This is a genomic window from Citrobacter sp. TBCS-14 (assembly GCF_005280805.1).
Classification (GTDB): domain Bacteria; phylum Pseudomonadota; class Gammaproteobacteria; order Enterobacterales; family Enterobacteriaceae; genus Citrobacter; species Citrobacter gillenii.
This window is the reverse complement of the sequence record NZ_SZWM01000185.1, coordinates 236962-255097: the sequence shown is the minus strand read 5'-3', so window position 1 is coordinate 255097 and position 18136 is coordinate 236962. Positions and strand designations below refer to the sequence as shown.

Annotated in this window: 13 protein-coding genes; 7 read left to right on the top strand and 6 right to left on the bottom strand. The window is 54.0% G+C overall.

The annotated features are described in order from the left end of the window. Positions 1 to 99 precede the first annotated feature (99 nt). On the top strand, positions 100 to 1692 hold the full coding sequence (locus FDX22_RS09870; RefSeq protein ID WP_115258984.1) for an ABC-F family ATPase: 1593 nt from the start codon (positions 100 to 102) through the stop codon (positions 1690 to 1692). A gap of 167 nt (positions 1693 to 1859) precedes the next feature. Then, positions 1860 to 2714 carry a hypothetical protein gene (locus FDX22_RS09865; RefSeq protein WP_255432840.1) on the top strand — a complete coding sequence of 285 codons (855 nt, stop codon included), beginning with the start codon at positions 1860 to 1862 and terminating at the stop codon, positions 2712 to 2714. A gap of 69 nt (positions 2715 to 2783) precedes the next feature. Here FDX22_RS09865 and FDX22_RS09860 read toward each other — a convergent pair whose 3' ends face one another. Next, the gene (locus FDX22_RS09860) at positions 2784 to 4046 is read right to left on the bottom strand and encodes a DUF1479 domain-containing protein (RefSeq protein WP_146717125.1); all 1263 of its coding nucleotides are present in this window, start codon (positions 4044 to 4046) and stop codon (positions 2784 to 2786) included. A 270-nt stretch (positions 4047 to 4316) separates the two neighbouring features. Between FDX22_RS09860 and FDX22_RS09855 the strand changes: the two genes are divergently transcribed. Continuing rightward, entirely contained in the window at positions 4317 to 6248 is a 1932-nt protein-coding gene (locus tag FDX22_RS09855) for a M48 family metalloprotease (protein WP_146717124.1), read from the top strand. A 39-nt stretch (positions 6249 to 6287) separates the two neighbouring features. Here FDX22_RS09855 and FDX22_RS09850 read toward each other — a convergent pair whose 3' ends face one another. The 3 genes from FDX22_RS09850 to FDX22_RS09840 form a co-directional block, all read right to left on the bottom strand. Further along, positions 6288 to 7103 carry a Cof-type HAD-IIB family hydrolase gene (locus tag FDX22_RS09850; RefSeq protein WP_117341682.1) on the bottom strand — a complete coding sequence of 272 codons (816 nt, stop codon included), beginning with the start codon at positions 7101 to 7103 and terminating at the stop codon, positions 6288 to 6290. 200 nt (positions 7104 to 7303) lie between these two features. Continuing rightward, entirely contained in the window at positions 7304 to 9736 is a 2433-nt protein-coding gene (locus tag FDX22_RS09845) for a formate C-acetyltransferase/glycerol dehydratase family glycyl radical enzyme (RefSeq protein WP_115258980.1), read from the bottom strand. Between the two features lie 5 nt (positions 9737 to 9741). After that, positions 9742 to 10641, bottom strand: coding sequence for a glycyl-radical enzyme activating protein (locus tag FDX22_RS09840; RefSeq protein ID WP_146717123.1), 900 nt, complete (start codon positions 10639 to 10641; stop codon positions 9742 to 9744). A 132-nt stretch (positions 10642 to 10773) separates the two neighbouring features. On the opposite strand from FDX22_RS09840, the gene fsa reads away from it, so the two are divergent. Beyond that, positions 10774 to 11436, top strand: a complete 663-nt coding sequence (gene fsa, locus FDX22_RS09835) for a fructose-6-phosphate aldolase (RefSeq protein WP_117341685.1) — start codon at positions 10774 to 10776, stop codon at positions 11434 to 11436. Between the two features lie 86 nt (positions 11437 to 11522). Here fsa and moeB read toward each other — a convergent pair whose 3' ends face one another. Together moeB and moeA are read right to left on the bottom strand one after the other, a co-directional pair. Beyond that, positions 11523 to 12272 carry a molybdopterin-synthase adenylyltransferase MoeB gene (moeB, locus tag FDX22_RS09830; protein WP_096757738.1) on the bottom strand — a complete coding sequence of 250 codons (750 nt, stop codon included), beginning with the start codon at positions 12270 to 12272 and terminating at the stop codon, positions 11523 to 11525. Continuing rightward, positions 12272 to 13507: a molybdopterin molybdotransferase MoeA gene (gene moeA / locus FDX22_RS09825; protein WP_135912342.1), complete on the bottom strand. Its 1236-nt coding sequence runs from the start codon at positions 13505 to 13507 to the stop codon at positions 12272 to 12274. Before moeA ends, moeB begins: the two co-directional genes overlap by 1 nt. Before the next feature lie 201 nt (positions 13508 to 13708). Between moeA and iaaA the strand changes: the two genes are divergently transcribed. Genes iaaA through gsiB form a run of 3 tightly spaced genes read left to right on the top strand, consistent with a single transcriptional unit; the run spans position 13709 to position 18094 of the window. Next, positions 13709 to 14674, top strand: a complete 966-nt coding sequence (iaaA, locus tag FDX22_RS09820; protein WP_146717122.1) for a beta-aspartyl-peptidase — start codon at positions 13709 to 13711, stop codon at positions 14672 to 14674. Then, positions 14661 to 16532 carry a glutathione ABC transporter ATP-binding protein GsiA gene (gene gsiA / locus FDX22_RS09815; RefSeq protein ID WP_146717121.1) on the top strand — a complete coding sequence of 624 codons (1872 nt, stop codon included), beginning with the start codon at positions 14661 to 14663 and terminating at the stop codon, positions 16530 to 16532. The genes iaaA and gsiA overlap by 14 nt, the downstream gene beginning before the upstream one ends. 23 nt (positions 16533 to 16555) lie before the next feature. Next, a complete protein-coding gene (gene gsiB / locus FDX22_RS09810) occupies positions 16556 to 18094 on the top strand; it encodes a glutathione ABC transporter substrate-binding protein GsiB (protein WP_096757733.1) in 1539 nt (512 codons plus the stop codon). Positions 18095 to 18136: the final 42 nt, after the last annotated feature.

Here is an 18136-nt window from a genome sequence, read left to right as displayed (position 1 = left end):
CTTTCACTTTAACCCTCACGCACGAGAGTGCGCGATCTTATTCCAGACTTATGGCATAATAAGCGGTTCGTCACATATTTCTTCTTTCAGGATACGCCAGTGTTAGTTTCCAGCAACGTCACCATGCAGTTCGGCAGTAAGCCGCTGTTTGAAAATATTTCCGTCAAATTTGGCGGCGGCAACCGTTACGGCCTGATTGGCGCCAACGGTAGCGGTAAATCCACTTTTATGAAAATTCTCGGCGGCGACCTCGAACCGACGCTGGGTAACGTTTCCCTCGATCCGAACGAACGCATTGGTAAGCTGCGTCAGGATCAGTTCGCTTTTGAAGAGTTCACCGTTCTGGACACCGTTATTATGGGTCACGCTGAACTGTGGGAAGTGAAACAGGAACGTGACCGTATCTATGCGCTGCCGGAAATGAGCGAAGAAGACGGCTACAAAGTTGCCGATCTTGAAGTTAAATACGGCGAGATGGACGGCTATTCGGCGGAGTCCCGCGCCGGTGAACTGCTGCTGGGCGTCGGTATTCCGGTAGAACAACATTACGGTCCGATGAGCGAAGTGGCACCAGGCTGGAAGCTGCGTGTGCTGCTGGCGCAGGCGCTGTTCTCTAACCCGGACATACTGCTGCTTGATGAACCGACCAACAACCTGGACATTGATACCATTCGTTGGCTGGAGCAGACGCTGAACGAGCGTGACAGCACCATGATCATCATTTCGCACGACCGTCACTTCCTGAACATGGTCTGTACGCATATGGCGGATCTGGACTACGGCGAGCTGCGTGTTTATCCGGGTAACTATGATGAATACATGACGGCAGCAACCCAGGCACGTGAGCGTCTGTTGGCCGATAACGCCAAGAAAAAAGCGCAAATTGCCGATCTGCAATCCTTCGTCAGCCGCTTTAGCGCCAACGCCTCGAAATCTCGTCAGGCGACTTCTCGTGCGCGTCAGATTGATAAAATCAAGCTCGACGAAGTGAAAGCATCCAGCCGTCAGAACCCGTTTATCCGTTTCGAACAGGATAAGAAACTGTTCCGTAACGCGCTGGAAGTCGAAGCACTGACCAAAGGTTTTGATAACGGCCCGCTGTTTAAAAACTTCAATCTGCTGTTGGAAGTGGGCGAGAAGGTTGCCATCATCGGGGCTAACGGCGTGGGTAAATCGACCATGCTGAAAGTGCTGGTCGGCGACATGGAGCCGGATAATGGCACCGTTAAGTGGTCTGAGAATGCGCAAATCGGCTACTACGCGCAGGATCACGAATATGAGTTCGAAAACGATATGACCGTTTTCGAATGGATGAGCCAGTGGAAACAAGAAGGCGATGACGAGCAGGTTGTTCGCAGCTTCCTTGGCCGTCTGCTGTTCAGCCAGGACGATATCAAAAAGCCTGCTAAAGTGCTGTCCGGTGGTGAAAAAGGGCGCATGCTGTTCGGTAAGCTGATGATGCAGAAACCGAATATTCTGGTGATGGATGAACCTACCAACCACCTGGATATGGAATCTATCGAATCGCTGAACATGGCGCTGGAAATGTATCAGGGCACGCTGATCTTTGTTTCTCACGACCGCGAATTCGTCAGCTCGCTGGCCACCCGCGTGATTGAGATTACGCCGGAACGCGTGATCGACTTCACCGGTAACTACGAAGACTATCTGCGTAGCAAAGGCGTCGAATAATTTTTCCGTCGTCTTTCGTGTTACAGGTGTGTTGGCTGCACCTGTTCACCCCGGTCACTTACTTATAATTCCACCCCCGCACTTTTCTGAAAAAAAGTTCTGCTGATTAATCTTAGCCACAATTGTGGCTAAGATACTTTCCATAACTACCTACACAAGGAAAGGATATGAGTCAGATGGAACCGCTTTCTTTAGCCAATCTTAAATTAAAATTACTGAGTTTAAACAACAACAACGAGCATCCTTTCATTTTATGTGAAGATGGCGATGATATCGTTGCATCCTGGAATATCGTAGATGCTGAGTGGAAAGATTATTTCAGTCAATACGGATTTCAAAAACAATATGAGCTAAGACTGTTTTTCAATGAAAGTAAAAATCAGATTAGCTATCGGGAAAAAACTACCGATGTTGAGTGGGATGCAGATTTGGGTGGGTTCAGATTGAGCAAATCTGTCCAAATCGGGAAACGTCTTGAGTTTTCTGCTGGGGGATCCTGGGGTAAAAAAGAAGACGGTAGCTTCGGTAAAATTGACAGCTATAAATTTGCATCAACGGAAATTACGGACCCTATTTTTGATATGGCTCGTGATGCGGGATGGCAGGTTCGTGGTCTGTTAGCAGACAAGAAAAAAAGAAAATTTGTTATTGCGGGAGCGGTGATTGCCGCACTGATTATTTTTATTGGCTTGGGTACTTTCCTCTTTTCTTCGATGGGTGAATTGAAGGATGCTGCGCGATCAGAGATAGACTTGCTCCGTGATGGACAATATGTTCAGGCTTATCAGGCAAGCTCTTCTTCTCTGCAAAGACAAATGGACAATGAGGATTTTAAGCTTGTAACCGAGTCTATTCATTTTGATGATATTAGTGAATACAGTTTTGATAGTTTCAACGTAGCAAATGATGTTGGTTCTTTGTCTGGAAGCGTTGTTTTTAAAAATGGAGAATCCGGCGAGATTAACGTTACTATGCTCAAAGAAAATGATAAATGGAAACTGGTTGCAGTATCAGTAGAATAAAAAAATATCCGGTTTTTATCACGTAATGAAGAAAACCGGACTGTTTTAAAGGCGTTGAAAGGGGAAGGATTATTCCATCCCCAGCGCGCGCTTACCGTGGATATTCAAATCCCCCAGGGTAAAGCGTCCTTCCCAGTTTGTTTCATAGTCTTCACGCGGGAAATCCCCCGGCGAGGCACCTTTCTCCAGCGCGGCCTTCACCTTGTGGGCATAGGCGAGATTTTTTTCGCATATTGGTGCGGCGGGAATATACATCACGTTGCCCCAGCCTTGTTGGTTCTCCACCGGCGCAACGGCGTGGATTACATCACAATGCCACCATACGGAATCGCCGGCTTCCAGTTGCGGAATGCTGGTTAACGCCTCGATGAGTAAGGGATGCCATTGCGCTGAAACCGGCAGCACTCTTCCTGGTGCGACGCCGCACAGCTCATCTTCCGGAACATCATCCAGCAGTGGGCGTAACAGCACATAAGCCATCGCTTCAGGAATGGGAACCACATGTAGCAACCCCTGGCCCGGTAACATATCGGAAAGCGCCGTCCAGCCCTGGAAGGTGCGAAACACCGAACATTTGGTGGTGTTATCGACCGTATACTCTTCGACGTCAGTGCGATGCGCCGCCTGCCACGGATCGTAATCGGCCAGATTGCCGTTAAAAACAGAAGCAAAAACGCGCTGATATGCCGGAAGCAACCAGCGCTCCAGTGCGCCGGAATCTGTATGTGCGCCGAGCCCTTTGGAGGTGGTTCCCGGCGGGCGGCGACGAATACGGTCAGGATAGATCACGCTGACGTCCGGGTTAAACCACTGCTTACCTTCGCTTTCAAAAGTCCACAGGCGATTAAGAAACGACTGTGCGTTAGCCATCTCTTCACTCTGGCGGGCCTGCATTTGTGCCTGTGACCAGTAGATCGGAAAGATTTCAGGACGCGATGCACTCAGGGTGCCGAAAAAATTGTCCCCCGGTCCTTTGTAGACCTCGTCAAAGCGGTTGCGGTCGAGATAATCGAGCATTGAGCGATCCCAACCCAGCGCCTGCTCGCGGGGGAAATGGCCCTTAATGACCGCACATCCACGACGTTTAATCTGTTCTCGCTGCGCAGCGGTGACGGTGCCCGCCTGAATATCGGCGTATGGCAGTACCGGCCAGACCGCGTCACTCTGTGCTTTAAGCGCGTTGATCTCCGCCACGCGGGTGGCGATGGTCTCGCTAAGCTGGCTGAAGATCTGCTGGACGTCGCCAAGCTGCGCCCGCAGTTCCCGCTTCATCTGACGGATTGCCGCTTTGTGATCGGCAGGCAACGTGTCGCTGGTAAAAGTAAGAGCCATAACCACCTCGCATGAACTTTCATTCGAAACTAATTTAACTTGCAAGTGATAATATAAGTTAAAATTAAGTTAATGCAAGTTTAAAAATCAGTAAGGCGCGCGGATGGGTAAGTGAGCGTTGGGCTGACCTATCGATAAAATGGGGGCTGGTGGATAAAAACGTTAACCGGCAACAAGTGGGACTATCTATACTTCTTTGCTCTGGGAGATTTTGCCCGCTAAAGGCCAGCACTAAGAGGGCGGTGCAGGTTGATAAAAGGATATTTTTCAATGGAAAGAAAAGGCACTCTTCATCTCTTCACCGTTCCAGTCTGCATTCTTAGTTATGCGCTATGGCAGTACTGGCGGGTAGCCGATGTTCTCGAAGGCGATGCTGAGGGGCTGCTCCGACAGACGCTAGCGATGTTGGCGATAGCTCTTGGCGGTGCGGCTTTGCTTGTTGTGGGGGCGGCAGTGGGGCTATGTACAACCAGCGCCCGCGCTTCGCGCCATTCCCAAAGCATCTTGATTCGCACATTTACGCGTTGCCGTCGCCTGTTGCCTTTTATGATGGCCGCTGAAATTATGACCTGCGGACTGGCGGTGATTTGTCTGGCGTTATCGGAAGTTACCTGGCTGATGTCGCATTTTGGCGGGGCGGGTGGGTTCAAACTGGCGGCGGTAATCCTGGTCGCAGTCGGTGCGATCCTCTGGATGCTATTAAAAAGTCTGACTTCCATCAGACGCTGTTTCGCTCTCTTTCAACCTGACGATACTGAGATTTACGGGGTGAATGTCACCGTCGCGAATAACCCGGCGCTCTGGCAATGGATACGTGACGTCACCCGGCGTGCAGAGTTGACGGTGCCTGACAATATCGTGGTCGGATTTTTTGACGGCTTCTTTGTCACCGCCAATACCGTACAAATTGAAGAGGGCAAACGACTTACGGGGAATACGCTCTACTTGCCGCTAACCTATATGGCATTGCTGGATGACGCGGAAGCGGCAGCGGTGATTGGCCATGAGCTGGGACATTTTACCGGCGAGGATACGCAATACAGCCTGCGTTTTGTTCCTCTGTATGCCGGGATGCAAAACAGTCTTGAACAGATGGCGAACAGCTCACAGGGGTTTTCATGGCTTGACCGCATCGTACTGCGCCCGTCGCTGGATGTGGGGCTATGGTTTTTGCAGACCTTCCATGAAGTGGTCAGTGACTGGGCCAGGATCCGTGAATATGCGGCGGATAATATGGGTGCAAAAGTCTCATCTCCAGCGGCGTTCGCGTCGGCGTTACTGCGGATATCGGTGCTGGATGTGCCGGTTTCCCGATTTCTGGGGGAGCTTTTGCATGGGCGTGTGACCAGCACCAACTGGCTTGTCGATCTGCTTGTCGCGTTACAGAAAATCGGACCGTTTGCGCTGCAGAACAGTCTCGATAATGAAATAGCGCATCCAATGGATAGCCATCCGACGACGCGTGAACGTATTGCGGCACTGACAGTACCGCTCGATAGTGAACTTCTGGCGCGGGCTTTACGCCCGGTTACCGCAGGTGATAACGCTTTTTTCGGTGGTCTATTCGCCGATGCGGATGTGTTGAGCCTATCGCTTTCACGCACCCTGTCGACAAAAATCACCGCGCAACGTAAGGTCTATCGCCAGACACTTGAAGCCGAAGCCGGGCTGGCAACAGGCTCGGTGGCGCTGTGGATGAGTGCGAAAGTGGCATGGTATATGATAATTGCGGGCCTGGTAATGCTGTTGGGCGGTGGGGCTTTGCTGCTGTTCAAAACGGTCAGCCCTTGGTGCGGGTTGATTCCTTTCGGCGGAATTGCCTTTGGGCTGTTGGGCATTATCACCTTACGACGAACGCGACAGCCGCTGCTGGTGCTGACGCAGGACGCGATCGCCAGCCCGTGGTTGCCTCAGCCGCTACCGCTAAAAAATATTGCCGACTATAACCTGACGATTATTTCCAGTTCGATGACGATTGAATTCTTCATGGACGATGATTATCAACCGAATCTCACCACCAAACGGTTTATGCAGGTTATTCGCTTTAACCCGCGAAAACATGCGGTTGCAATCGTGGTGGCCGGCGATGTGTTACGCCAGCAGGAACATGGAAAGGTTAAGCTGGATGCGCAAGCGCTGCTGACGCTTATCGGGCAATACATTGTTTCTGCCCACGCTCGCGCTGAGCTGGAGGATTTCTGATGGGGATGTAAAACCCGGAGTACGGACTCCGGGTTTATGTCAGCCGTTAAACGGTGAGGTGTTGTCGAGTACGGCCTGAATCACGTTCAGTGCGCCCTGATGATTGTTGTCATCGGTCTGGTAGCGGGCAATTGCTTTAATGCTGTCGGCGGCATTAGCCATGGCAAAGGAATAGTGTGCCATTTTCAGCATTTCCGCATCGTTGCCGCTATCACCAATGGCAACTACATTCTGCGGTGACAGGTTCCAGCGTTTAAGCAGGCGGCTGATACCGTTGGCTTTATGTAAACCTGGGATTATCAGATCGATAAAGCCAAACCCGCTGGTCACCGGCTTCATGATACCGTCGAGGGCTGTATGCAAATGGTCAATAACCAACGGGATTTGCCCATCAGGTAAATTCAGTGAGAACTTGAACAGCACATCATCGATGTCCTGAAAGTCCTTAACCGGTTTCAGGCGATGGTAGTGTTTTGACATCAGCGCCACAAACGCCTCCGGGGCATTTTCGCTGATGTAGGCGCTTTGCAGTCCGCAGGCGACAAAATTCAGCTGCTTATCCTTCAATAACTCGCCGATGACAATACGGGATTCGTGGCGGGTAAGCTCACCATGAAAAAGTTGTTTGCCGTGTTCATACACCAGCGCGCCGTTCTCTGCGACAAAAGAGATTTCGTCTTTGAGTTCAGGGAAAAAGGAGATCAACTGGTAATACTGGTTGCCGCTGGCCACGACAAATTCAATATCTCGTTTTTTCAATTGCTGATACTGCGCCATAAATCGCTGGCGATCGTACTGCTTGGCATCGTCGAGAAAAGTGCCGTCCATGTCGGTGACGATAACGTTGATGGTCATATATGCTCCTGGCTTTCACTGCAACCAGAAACATTCTAATAACAATGTGACCTGTAGCACAAATTTAATTTCGAATGAAAGTTTCCCCGTCGTCTATTACAGCACAGTTGTAGGCCGGATAAGCGTCAGCGCTATCCGGCATTGAGGCGGTATCGCTGCCGGATAGCGACGCGAAAACGTCTTATCCGGCCTACGGGAAATTACAGCATATGCTCTGTTCGGGCGATGATATCGTCCTGCGCATCCGGAGACAGGGCAGTGAAGAAGGCGGAGTAGCCAGCTACACGCACCACCAGGTCACGGTACTGATCTGGGTGTTTTTTCGCTTCCAGCAGCGTTTCACGAGAGACGATGTTGTACTGAATATGCCAGCCTTTGTGCTCTTCAAAGAAGGTACGCAGCAGGATCATTAACTTTTGCTTATCGGATTCATTTTCCAGTGTAGCCGGATTCAGCTTCTGGTTTAACAGCACCCCGCCGAGGATCGCGCCGGTCGGCAACTTGCCCACTGAGCCAATCACCGCCGTTGGACCGAGATGGTCGGTACCGGAGGCCGGGCTGGCGCCTTCTGCCAGTGGGGTATGCGCTTTACGGCCATCCGGCGTTGCCATTGTTGCCGCGCCAAACGGTACGTTTGCCGAGATGGAGGAAGTTCCGGCGTAATAGTTACCACCGATCGGACCGCGACCGTAACGCGGATTATGATATTGCTTCAGTTCGTCGATATAGGTCTGGTAAGCGCGGGCCAGCAGGGTGTCGACGCTGTCATCATCGTTACCGTACTTCGGTGCGCCGTTGATCAGACGCTGGCGTAATTGTTCATGCGTGAGGCCTGCAAAGTCATCTGCCAGGGCTGCCGCCAGCTGCTGCTGACCGATAACACCCTGATCGAAGACCAGCTTTTTCACGGCAGCCAGACTGTTGCCAAGGTTAGCAATCCCGACCTGCAAACCGGATACCCAGTCATATTTTGCGCCGCCCTGTTTAATGCTCTTCGCCCGCTCAATGCAATCATCCACCAGCGCAGAGCACAGGATGTCGTGGACGTTTTCTTCCAGCATGGTATCAACCACATACTCAATCTCGATGGATTTACGCGTGTAGTAGCGGATCTGAGTATCCCAGGCGGTCATCACCTCGTCGAAGTTGTGGAAGTTACCCGCAGAGAGCGCCTTTTCCTGCGGCAGGAACACCTTACCGCTGGTGGCATCGCGACCACCTTCCAGCGCGGCCAGCATCACACGGGCAAAGTTAATAAAGCTCATGCCGGTGCAGCGGTAACCCCATTTCCCGCCCACGGCGGTTTCGATGCAGCCAATGGCTGCGTAGTCGTAGGCATCCTGCGGCTCAATACCCAGCTTAATGAATTCCGGGATAACAATTTCATCGTTGTTAAACGCCGGCATGCCAAAGCCGCAGCGAATGACCTGCACGCAGGCATCAAGGAAATCGTTACTCATCCCGGCATGATAACGCACGCTGAGGTTCGGCTGGGTTGAACGCAGACGACCGCAGGACTCCAGAATGGCATAGGAGAGCGGATTGACCGCGTCCATTGGCTGGCCGTTAACCAGATTCTGACCACCGATAGTGACGTTTTGATACAGCGGGCTGCCCGCGGATGCCTTCGAGTGGGAGCCGGAGCGGATTTTGTTCACTTCCAGCAGCTTCAACCAGCAGCTGTGCAGCAGCTCAATGGCGTGCTCGCGGTCCAGCGTCTGGTTCAGCTCCACGTCGCGACGATAGAACGGGTAGAGATACTGGTCCATGCGGCCAAACGACACCGAGTGCCCGTTCGATTCGATTTGCAGGATAAGCTGGATGAAATAGCACAGTTGCAGTGCCTGCCAGAAGGTTTTTGGCGGTTCGTGGGCGATGACATCGCAGTTTTCTGCCATTGCCAGCAGCTCATCGCGACGACTTTCACGGGTTTCAGTTGCTGCCATTTTACGTGCCAGGCTGGCGAAACGTTCGATATGCAGGCTGACGGCATCCAGTACGATATCAATGGCTTTCAGGAACTGATCGCCATGGAGATCGTCCAGGCAGGTCAGGTTAATGCGCGAACGACGCTCGTCGACTTTATGACGCAGACCATCAAGGCCTTTTTCCAGCAGTAGCGGGAAGTTCACCGCCAGGTGCGCATCGCCGGAAGTCATGTTGCCTTCGGCTTTGATGATGCCGGTTTCCAGCAGGCCTTTTTGTTCGTCGGTAAACATGCCGTAGCAGCGATCCTGTACGGTCTGACCACGCCACCACGGGCAGATTTCATGCAGTACGCGCTTGTTCTCTTCGCTGACCGCAAAGCCGGCTCCTGGTCGGTCGGCCAAATCGTCGATCTCTTTTTCAATCCACGATACGGTGTATTCCGGGAATATTGGTGCGGCGCGGACTTCGCTTGCCTGATTACCGATAATCAACTCGTCATGTTTGATCCAGATAGTCCGTTCCGCCAGATGATGCGCCAGCGCCAGCGCGCGGCGTACCGGGATCGGTTTGTCCAGATGCTGTTGATACATCTCGGTATAGTGCTGGGCGCGCTCGGTACACACCGGCGGCTTCACAATGTGGATCAGGGCTGTTTTGTGTGCGTTAATGCGGTCGCTGAGTGTATCCAGTTTCAGTGTGGTCATGGCGGTTATCCTCGTAGGGTCGCGGTTAAACCTTTATGGCTGGCATACTGCTGGGCAAATTCGAGCAGTGCAGGCGCATCCAGCGGTTTGTCCGGGGCGTTGTAGGGTTGGCTGAGTAAGTGGTATTTGTTGATGCCCAAGGTGTGATAGGGCAAAAAATGAATCTCACCGACGTGAAGTTCATCGGCGGCAAAATCGGTAATGGCTTTAATGGCTTCTTCGTTGGCATTGAAGCCCTGAATCAGCGGCACGCGAATAATCATTTTTTTTCCGGCAGCGGCCAGTTTTTTCAGATTCTCCAGCACGCGAGCGGCGTTGCCGTCAGTCCACTGCTTAAACGGCACATCGGCGATGTGTTTTAAATCGGCAAGAAACAGATCGATGTACGCTAATGAAGGTTCAATGTACTTCCACGGTACGTGCAGGCAGGTTTCGACCGCAGTATGAATACCCGCCTCATGGCTGGCTTTGAACAACGCCGCAGCCAGCTCCGGCTGCATAAATGGCTCACCGCCGGAGAGCGTTACCCCACCACCGCTGCGATCGTAGAAGGGTTTATCGCGCAGCACGGTGGACATTATCTCCTCTACGCTTTTTACTTCACCACAGACGGTAAGCGCCTGGGTCGGGCAGCAGTGGGTCAGTGCGGTGAGCGACTTATCGGTCAATTTTTCACGATGAATAAGCAGGCCGTTGAGGGCGCGCTGAATGACGTCAGGCGCAGCCTGAACACACAGGTCACAGCCCTCCAGACACAGACGCGCGTCATACAGCAGATCCTGCGTACGGGCACGACTCTCCGGGTTCTGGCACCAGCGACAACCCAGAGAGCATCCCTTAAGGAAGACTACCGTGCGGATACCGGGACCATCGTGGGTGGAATAGCGCTGGATATTGAAAATCATAAGTGGCCTCTCTTCTTTCGTATAAAGATTAAATTACTTTCGAATGAAAGTTATATTGACGTGAGTCAACTAACCGCGCGGTTTCGTCGTGCTACCGTTGATTCATGCTAACGATCAGTTTGAGGAACGGTTATGGAACTCTATTTAGATACGTCTGATGTGGATGCGGTGAAAACCCTGGCGCGTATTTTTCCGCTGGCAGGTGTCACCACAAACCCGAGTATTGTGGCGGCAGGTAGAAAGGCGCTGGAGGTGTTACTCCCGGAACTGCATGACGCGATTGGCGGGCAGGGGCGTTTGTTTGCTCAGGTGATGGCAACGACCGCTGAGGGCATGGTCAGCGACGCGCATAAACTGCGGGCAATGATTCCCGATATCGTGGTGAAGGTACCGGTGACCGCAGAAGGGCTGGCGGCGATTAAGCTGCTGAAGAAAGAGGGGATCCCAACGCTGGGCACCGCGGTTTACAGTGCAGCACAGGGGCTGTTAGCTGCGCTGGCAGGGGCCGAATACATTGCGCCGTATGTTAACCGCGTGGATGCGCAGGGCGGGGATGGTATTCAGACGGTGGTTGATTTACAGAACTTACTGAAAATGCACGCGCCGCACGCCAAAGTACTGGCTGCCAGTTTTAAAACCCCGCGTCAGGCGCTGGACTGCCTGTTAGCTGGCTGTGAAGCCATTACGCTACCGCTGGATGTGGCGCAGCAGCTAATTAGCTCCCCGGCCGTGGATGCTGCCATGGCGAAATTTGCGCACGACTGGCAGAGCGCATTTGGACGTACGTCGATCTGATTCTGTTGCCGGGTGGCGCTAACGCTTACCCGGCCTACGTTCGAGCCGTTGTAGGTCGGGTAAGGCGAAGCTGCCACCCGACTTTTTTACCGACTACAAACCTCACACCCCGGGTTGCGCATCAGCTTCATCTCCCGGAACTGGCAGGTCATCGCATCGTACATCACGATTTTACCGCTTGCCGGTTTACCGAAGTTTGCCAGTAACTTGATGGCTTCCATCGCTTGCAGCGACCCGATCACGCCAATCAGCGGTGACATCACGCCGGCCTCCACGCAGGTTAAGGCGTTTTCACCGAACAGGCGGCTCAAACAGCGGTAGCAGGCTTCACCCTCCTGATACGTAAAGACGGTGATTTGTCCTTCCATACGAATGGCCGCACCGGACACCAGTGGCACTTTTGCCGTAAAGCAGGCGGCGTTCAGCTGATTGCGCACGGCGACGTTATCGGTGCAATCCAGCACCAGGTCATGCTCTACAACCAACGCATGCATCGCAGCATCGTCAAGCAGCGCATTCACCGGTGTGAGGGTGATATGTGGATTAATCCGCGCCAGCGCATCGCGTGCCGATTCCACTTTTGGCTGCCCGACGGTCGCGTCGCTATGCAACGTCTGTCGCTGAAGATTGGAAACCGACACGGTATCAAAGTCGAGCAGGGTTAAATGCCCGATGCCTGCGCCCGCCAGATACTGAGTTGCGGCGCAGCCAAGTCCTCCGAGTCCTACGACCAGCACCCGCGCTTCTTTTAACGCTTCCTGACCGTCAAAGTCGAAGCCGCGCAGGATGATTTGCCGGTTATAACGCAGCATCTCCTGGTCGCTGAGTTCTGCCATTACAGGCCTCCAAACAGCGCGTTAAATGGCTCGACGTCTACCCATTCTCCGGCTTCAACGTTGCCGCGATCGCGTTCCAGAACGATAAAGCAGTTGCCAAGGCTAAAAGAGCTGAAAATATGCGAGCCCTGATGACCCGTGGTGGTGACCTCCAGTTCGCCGTCAGCCGTACGCTGCAATACGCCGCGCTGGAAATCCAGACGGCCAGGCGTTTTCTTCAGGCGTGATGCGGTCCGTACGCGCTGGCGTGGGGGTAATCCGCTGGCGGTATTTCCGCTCAGTTTTGCCAGCAGCGGTTGCACCAGCTGATAGAAGGTGAGGGCTGCAGAGACTGGATTACCTGGCAGGCCACAAAACCAGCTGTTGCTCAGTTTACCGAACGCGAACGGTTTACCCGGCTTAATCGCCAGTTTCCAGAAGGCAATTTCGCCGAGTTCTTCGAGAATGGTTTTGGTGTAGTCCGCTTCCCCGACCGATACACCGCCGGAGCTTATCACCACATCGGCCTGACTGTCGGCTTCGATAAACGCCGCGCGCAGGGCGTGAGGATCGTCGCGGATAATACCTAAGTTGATGACCTCACAGCCCAGCTGTTGCAGCATCAGGTGTACGGCCAGGCGGTTGGTGTCATAAATCTGGCCGTCACCCAGCGGTTGGCCTGGCAGCTGTAGCTCATCACCGGTAGAAAATAGCGCCACGCGCACTTTACGCACAACCTGCACATCGGCAATACCGAGCGAGGCCAGCACCGGGAGCTCAGCGGTTGTCAGACGCGTCCCTGCGGCAAACACCACCGCGCCGTGAGCAATATCTTCACCGCACAGACGAATATTTTGTCCGGCGCGAACTTCTGCGGTAAAACGAATACCGTCATCAGTTTGTTCTGTTTGTTCCTGCATCACCACGGCTTCGCAGCCGGCGGGCACCGGTGCGCCGGTCATAATGCGGATGCAGGTTCCCGCAGGCCATTCCCCATGAAAAGGCTGACCGGCAAAGGCTTTACCTGCGACAGCAAGCGGCAGACCGGATTGCAAATCCGCTAAACGCACCGCGTAACCGTCCATTGCCGAGTTATCGAATCCCGGCACATCAATCGGTGAGACGACGTCGGTTGCCAGCACGCGACCAAAGCATTCCACCAGCGGCAGTGTTTCAACGGCGGTGAGTGGGGTAATCGACGACAGCATTTGTGAAAGTGCCGTTTCGAGCGGCATCAGTCCGGCGGTAAATTCCATGAGAAGACTCCTGCGAGGCAAAATCGAATGCGATCATTATGTCAGAAAACAGACGCAGACAGTATGCCACCTCAGTCTTAGGTGCAGGCCTTTATCTTTACATGACGTCTGCATCTTTCTATATTCGAAAATCGAATCAATAACTCACCGAAATTCTGCTATTTATAACCACGTTTCCTGCCACCTAAATGGACGATAAAAATGGGCAAAGCAGTCATTGCAATTCACGGCGGCGCTGGCGCAATCACCCGCGCGCAGCTGAGTCAGGAACAGGAATTGCGTTATATACAGGCATTGTCAGATATCGTTGAAGTAGGGCAACGAATGCTGGAGGCGGGCCAAACCGCGCTGGATGTGGTGACTGAAGCCGTACGCTTACTGGAAGAGTGTCCTCTGTTTAATGCCGGAATTGGCGCTGTATTTACCCGTGATGAAACCCATGAGCTGGATGCCTGCGTGATGGACGGAAATACGCTGCAGGCAGGCGCCGTCGCTGGCGTCAGCCACCTGCGTAACCCGATCCTCGCGGCCCGTCTGGTGCTGGAAAAAAGCCCGCACGTTATGATGATAGGCGAAGGGGCAGAGAATTTTGCCCATGCGCAGGGCATGGATCACGTGAGTGCGGATATTTTCTCGACGCCAGAGCGGTATGCTCAGCTACTGGCCGCACGTACAGCGGGGGAAACGGTGCTCGATCACGGCGGTACGCCGCTGGATGAGGGCAGCAAAATGGGCACCGTTGGCGCGGTGGCGCTGGATAAGTACGGTAATCTGGCGGCGGCGACCTCGACCGGTGGCATGACCAACAAACTGCCGGGGCGCGTCGGGGATAGCCCGTTAGTGGGTGCCGGTTGTTATGCCAATAATGCCAGCGTGGCGGTCTCGTGTACCGGAACCGGGGAAGTGTTTATACGCGCGCTGGCAGCATATGACATTGCCGCGCTGATGGATTATGGCGGGCTGAGCTTGTCAGAGGCCTGCGAACGCGTAGTCATGGAAAAATTACCGGCGCTCGGCGGTAGCGGCGGGCTTATTGCCGTCGATCATGAAGGTAACGTGGCCTTACCGTTTAACAGTGAAGGCATGTACCGTGCCTGGGGATACGCTGGCGATACGCCAACCACCGGTATTTACCGGGAGAAAGGAGATACCGTTGCCACACAGTGATGAGCTTGACGCCAACGATGTACTGGCGGTTAGCAATCTGAACATTGCGTTTGCGCAGGAGCAGAAGCGGGTCAGTGCGGTACGCAATTTGTCATTTCGCCTCAAGCGAGGGGAAACGCTGGCGATTGTTGGCGAGTCCGGTTCAGGAAAGTCGGTCACCGCGCTGTCACTGATGCGCCTGATTGAACAGGCGGGCGGAGAGGTGAGCTGCGATGAGATGTTGCTTCGGCGACGCAACCGGCAGGTGATTGAACTGGGCGAACAGAGCGCGTCGCAGATGCGCCATGTGCGTGGGGCGGATATCGCGATGATCTTCCAGGAGCCGATGACGTCGCTCAATCCGGTGTTCACCGTCGGCGAGCAAATAGCCGAGTCGATTCGTTTGCATCAGGGGGCTAGCCGTGAGGCGGCGATGGAAGAGGCCAAACGGATGCTCGACCAGGTGCGGATACCGGAGTCGAGGGCCATTTTATCGCGCTTTCCGCATCAGCTTTCTGGCGGTATGCGCCAGCGGGTCATGATTGCGATGGCGCTGTCGTGCCGTCCGGCGGTATTGATTGCCGATGAGCCGACCACCGCGCTGGATGTCACCATTCAGGCGCAGATCCTGCAGCTGATTAAAGTATTACAGCAGGACATGGCCATGGGGGTGATTTTTATCACCCACGATATGGGCGTGGTTGCCGATATTGCCGACCGCGTCCTGGTGATGTATCAGGGTGAAGCTGTAGAAACGGGCAGCGTGGAACAGATTTTTCACGCCCCGCAACATCCCTATACCAAAGCGCTGCTGGCTGCCGTGCCGCAGCTCGGGGCCATGAGCGGACATGAACTGCCGCGCCGTTTCCCGTTGATTTCGCTGCAGGACCCCGACCACCGTGAACCGCAGACTGAACAGGACACGGTGGTGGCGGGCGAGCCGATCCTGCAGGTGCGTAATCTGGTGACGCGTTTCCCGCTGCGCAGCGGCATTCTCAATCGCGTGACCCGCGAGGTGCACGCGGTGGAAAACGTCAGTTTTGATCTGTGGCCAGGCGAAACGCTCTCGCTGGTCGGGGAGTCCGGCTGTGGTAAATCTACTACCGGACGGGCGTTGTTGCGACTCGTGGAGTCTCAGCACGGGGAGATTACCTTTAACGGTCAGCGGATAGACACGCTGGCCAGCAGCAAGCTTCAGCCGCTCCGTCGGGGTATTCAGTTTATTTTCCAGGATCCCTATGCGTCGCTCGACCCGCGTCAGACGGTAGGTTATTCCATTCTCGAGCCGCTGCGGGTGCACGGGCTACTGCAAGGGGACGCCGCGGCAAAACGGGTCGCCTGGCTGCTGGAGCGGGTGGGGCTACTCCCTGAACACGCCTGGCGCTATCCGCACGAGTTTTCCGGTGGCCAACGTCAGCGTATCTGTATTGCCCGGGCGCTGGCGCTCAATCCAAAAGTGATCATTGCCGATGAATCAGTTTCGGCGCTGGATGTCTCGATTCGTGGGCAGATTATTAATTTGTTGCTCGATCTCCAGCGGGAAATGGGCATCGCCTACCTGTTTATTTCTCACGATATGGCGGTGGTCGAACGTATCAGCCACCGTGTGGCGGTGATGTATCTGGGGCAGATTGTCGAGATTGGTCCCCGTCGGGCGGTGTTTGAAAATCCGCAGCATCCGTATACCCGCAAATTAATGGCGGCGGTTCCGGTTGCCGATCCCTCTCATCAGCGGCAGCAGCGGGTGCTGCTGTCGGATGATATCCCCAGCAATATCCGCAAGCGCGGAGAAGAGATTTCCCCGGTGTCACTCCAGTTAGTGGGGCCAGGGCATTATGTTGCGCGTCCGCAGGTGGAAAATGCGCTTTCGCGTCTATAACAGGCAGGGTTCAGGAGAATAACATGAGACAAATTGTTGCTCGTAAATGGCTGGTTGCGCTGGGGGTTGCCTCTGCACTGGCTGCGTCCCCTGCCTGGTCGGCTAAAGACGTGGTGGTGGCGGTAGGATCTAATTTTACTACGCTCGACCCCTATGACGCGAATGACACGCTGTCGCAGGCGGTGGCGAAGTCGTTTTATCAGGGGCTTTTCGGTCTTGATAAAGAGATGAAGCTGAAAAATGTGCTGGCAGAAAGCTATACCGTTTCCGATGACGGCTTAACCTATACCGTCAAACTGCGGCAGGGGGTGAAGTTTCAGGATGGCACCGATTTCAATGCAGAGGCGGTGAAAGCTAACCTTGAGCGAGCCAGCAATCCGGAAAATCATCTTAAACGCTATAACCTGTATAAAAATATCGCTAACACCGAGGCCGTTGATGCGACGACGGTGAAGATCACGCTGAAACAGCCGTTCTCGGCGTTTATTAATATCCTGGCGCACCCGGCAACGGCAATGATATCGCCGGCGGCGCTGAAGAAATACGGTAAAGATATCGGCTTCCATCCGGTGGGTACCGGGCCTTATCAGCTTGAAACCTGGAATCAGACCGATTTTGTGAAGGTGAAAAAGTTCGCTGGTTACTGGCAGCAGGGCCTGCCGAAGCTTGATACGATTACCTGGCGTCCGGTGACCGACAATAACACCCGTGCGGCGATGTTGCAGACCGGCGAGGCACAATTTGCCTTCCCGATCCCTTACGAGCAGGCCGCATTACTGGCGAAGAACAAAAACCTGGAACTGGTTGCCAGTCCGTCGATCATGCAGCGTTATATCAGCATGAACGTGACGCAAAAACCGTTTGATAATCCGAAGGTGCGTGAGGCGCTGAACTATGCCATTAACCGCCAGGCGTTGGTAAAAGTGGCATTTGCCGGTTACGCCACACCGGCGACCGGCGTGCTGCCGCCCGCGATAGCCTACGCGCAAAGCTATACGCCGTGGCCTTACGATCCGGCGAAAGCCCGTGAGTTGCTGAAAGAGGCGGGTTATCCCAACGGCTTTACCACCACGCTGTGGTCATCGCATAATCACAGCACCGCGCAGAAAGTACTGCAATTTACCCAGCAGCAGTTAGCGCAGGTCGGCGTGAAGGCGCAGGTGACGGCGATGGATGCCGGACAGCGGGCGGCAGAAGTTGAAGGTAAGGCGCAGAAAGAGAGCGGGGTACGGATGTTCTACACCGGCTGGTCGGCGTCGACGGGCGAAGCTGACTGGGCATTATCACCGCTGTTTGCTTCGCAAAACTGGCCGCCAACGTTGTTTAATACGGCGTTTTACAGTAACAAGCAGGTGGACAGCGATTTAGCCGCGGCGCTGCAAACGAACGATCCGAGCGAAAAAGCGCGATTGTACAAAGATGCACAGGATATCATCTGGAAAGAGTCGCCGTGGATCCCGCTGGTGGTGGAGAAACTGATCTCTGCGCACAGTACCAAGTTGACCGGATTCTGGATTATGCCGGACACCGGATTTAGTTTTGATGATGCGGATTTGCAATAAGCTATTCATTCGGCCCCTGAACAGCGGGGGCCGCCGAAGGGA

Bases quoted from the DNA above. Each gene is read 5' to 3' on its own strand.
- FDX22_RS09865 (WP_255432840.1), top strand. From the start codon at position 1,860: ATGAGTCAGATGGAACCGCTTTCTTTAGCCAATCTTAAATTAAAATTA.
- FDX22_RS09860 (WP_146717125.1), bottom strand. From the start codon at position 4,046: ATGGCTCTTACTTTTACCAGCGACACGTTGCCTGCCGATCACAAAGCG.
- FDX22_RS09855 (WP_146717124.1), top strand. From the start codon at position 4,317: ATGGAAAGAAAAGGCACTCTTCATCTCTTCACCGTTCCAGTCTGCATT.
- FDX22_RS09850 (WP_117341682.1), bottom strand. From the start codon at position 7,103: ATGACCATCAACGTTATCGTCACCGACATGGACGGCACTTTTCTCGAC.
- FDX22_RS09845 (WP_115258980.1), bottom strand. From the start codon at position 9,736: ATGACCACACTGAAACTGGATACACTCAGCGACCGCATTAACGCACAC.
- FDX22_RS09840 (WP_146717123.1), bottom strand. From the start codon at position 10,641: ATGATTTTCAATATCCAGCGCTATTCCACCCACGATGGTCCCGGTATC.
- fsa (WP_117341685.1), top strand. From the start codon at position 10,774: ATGGAACTCTATTTAGATACGTCTGATGTGGATGCGGTGAAAACCCTG.
- moeB (WP_096757738.1), bottom strand. From the start codon at position 12,272: ATGGCAGAACTCAGCGACCAGGAGATGCTGCGTTATAACCGGCAAATC.
- moeA (WP_135912342.1), bottom strand. From the start codon at position 13,507: ATGGAATTTACCGCCGGACTGATGCCGCTCGAAACGGCACTTTCACAA.
- iaaA (WP_146717122.1), top strand. From the start codon at position 13,709: ATGGGCAAAGCAGTCATTGCAATTCACGGCGGCGCTGGCGCAATCACC.
- gsiB (WP_096757733.1), top strand. From the start codon at position 16,556: ATGAGACAAATTGTTGCTCGTAAATGGCTGGTTGCGCTGGGGGTTGCC.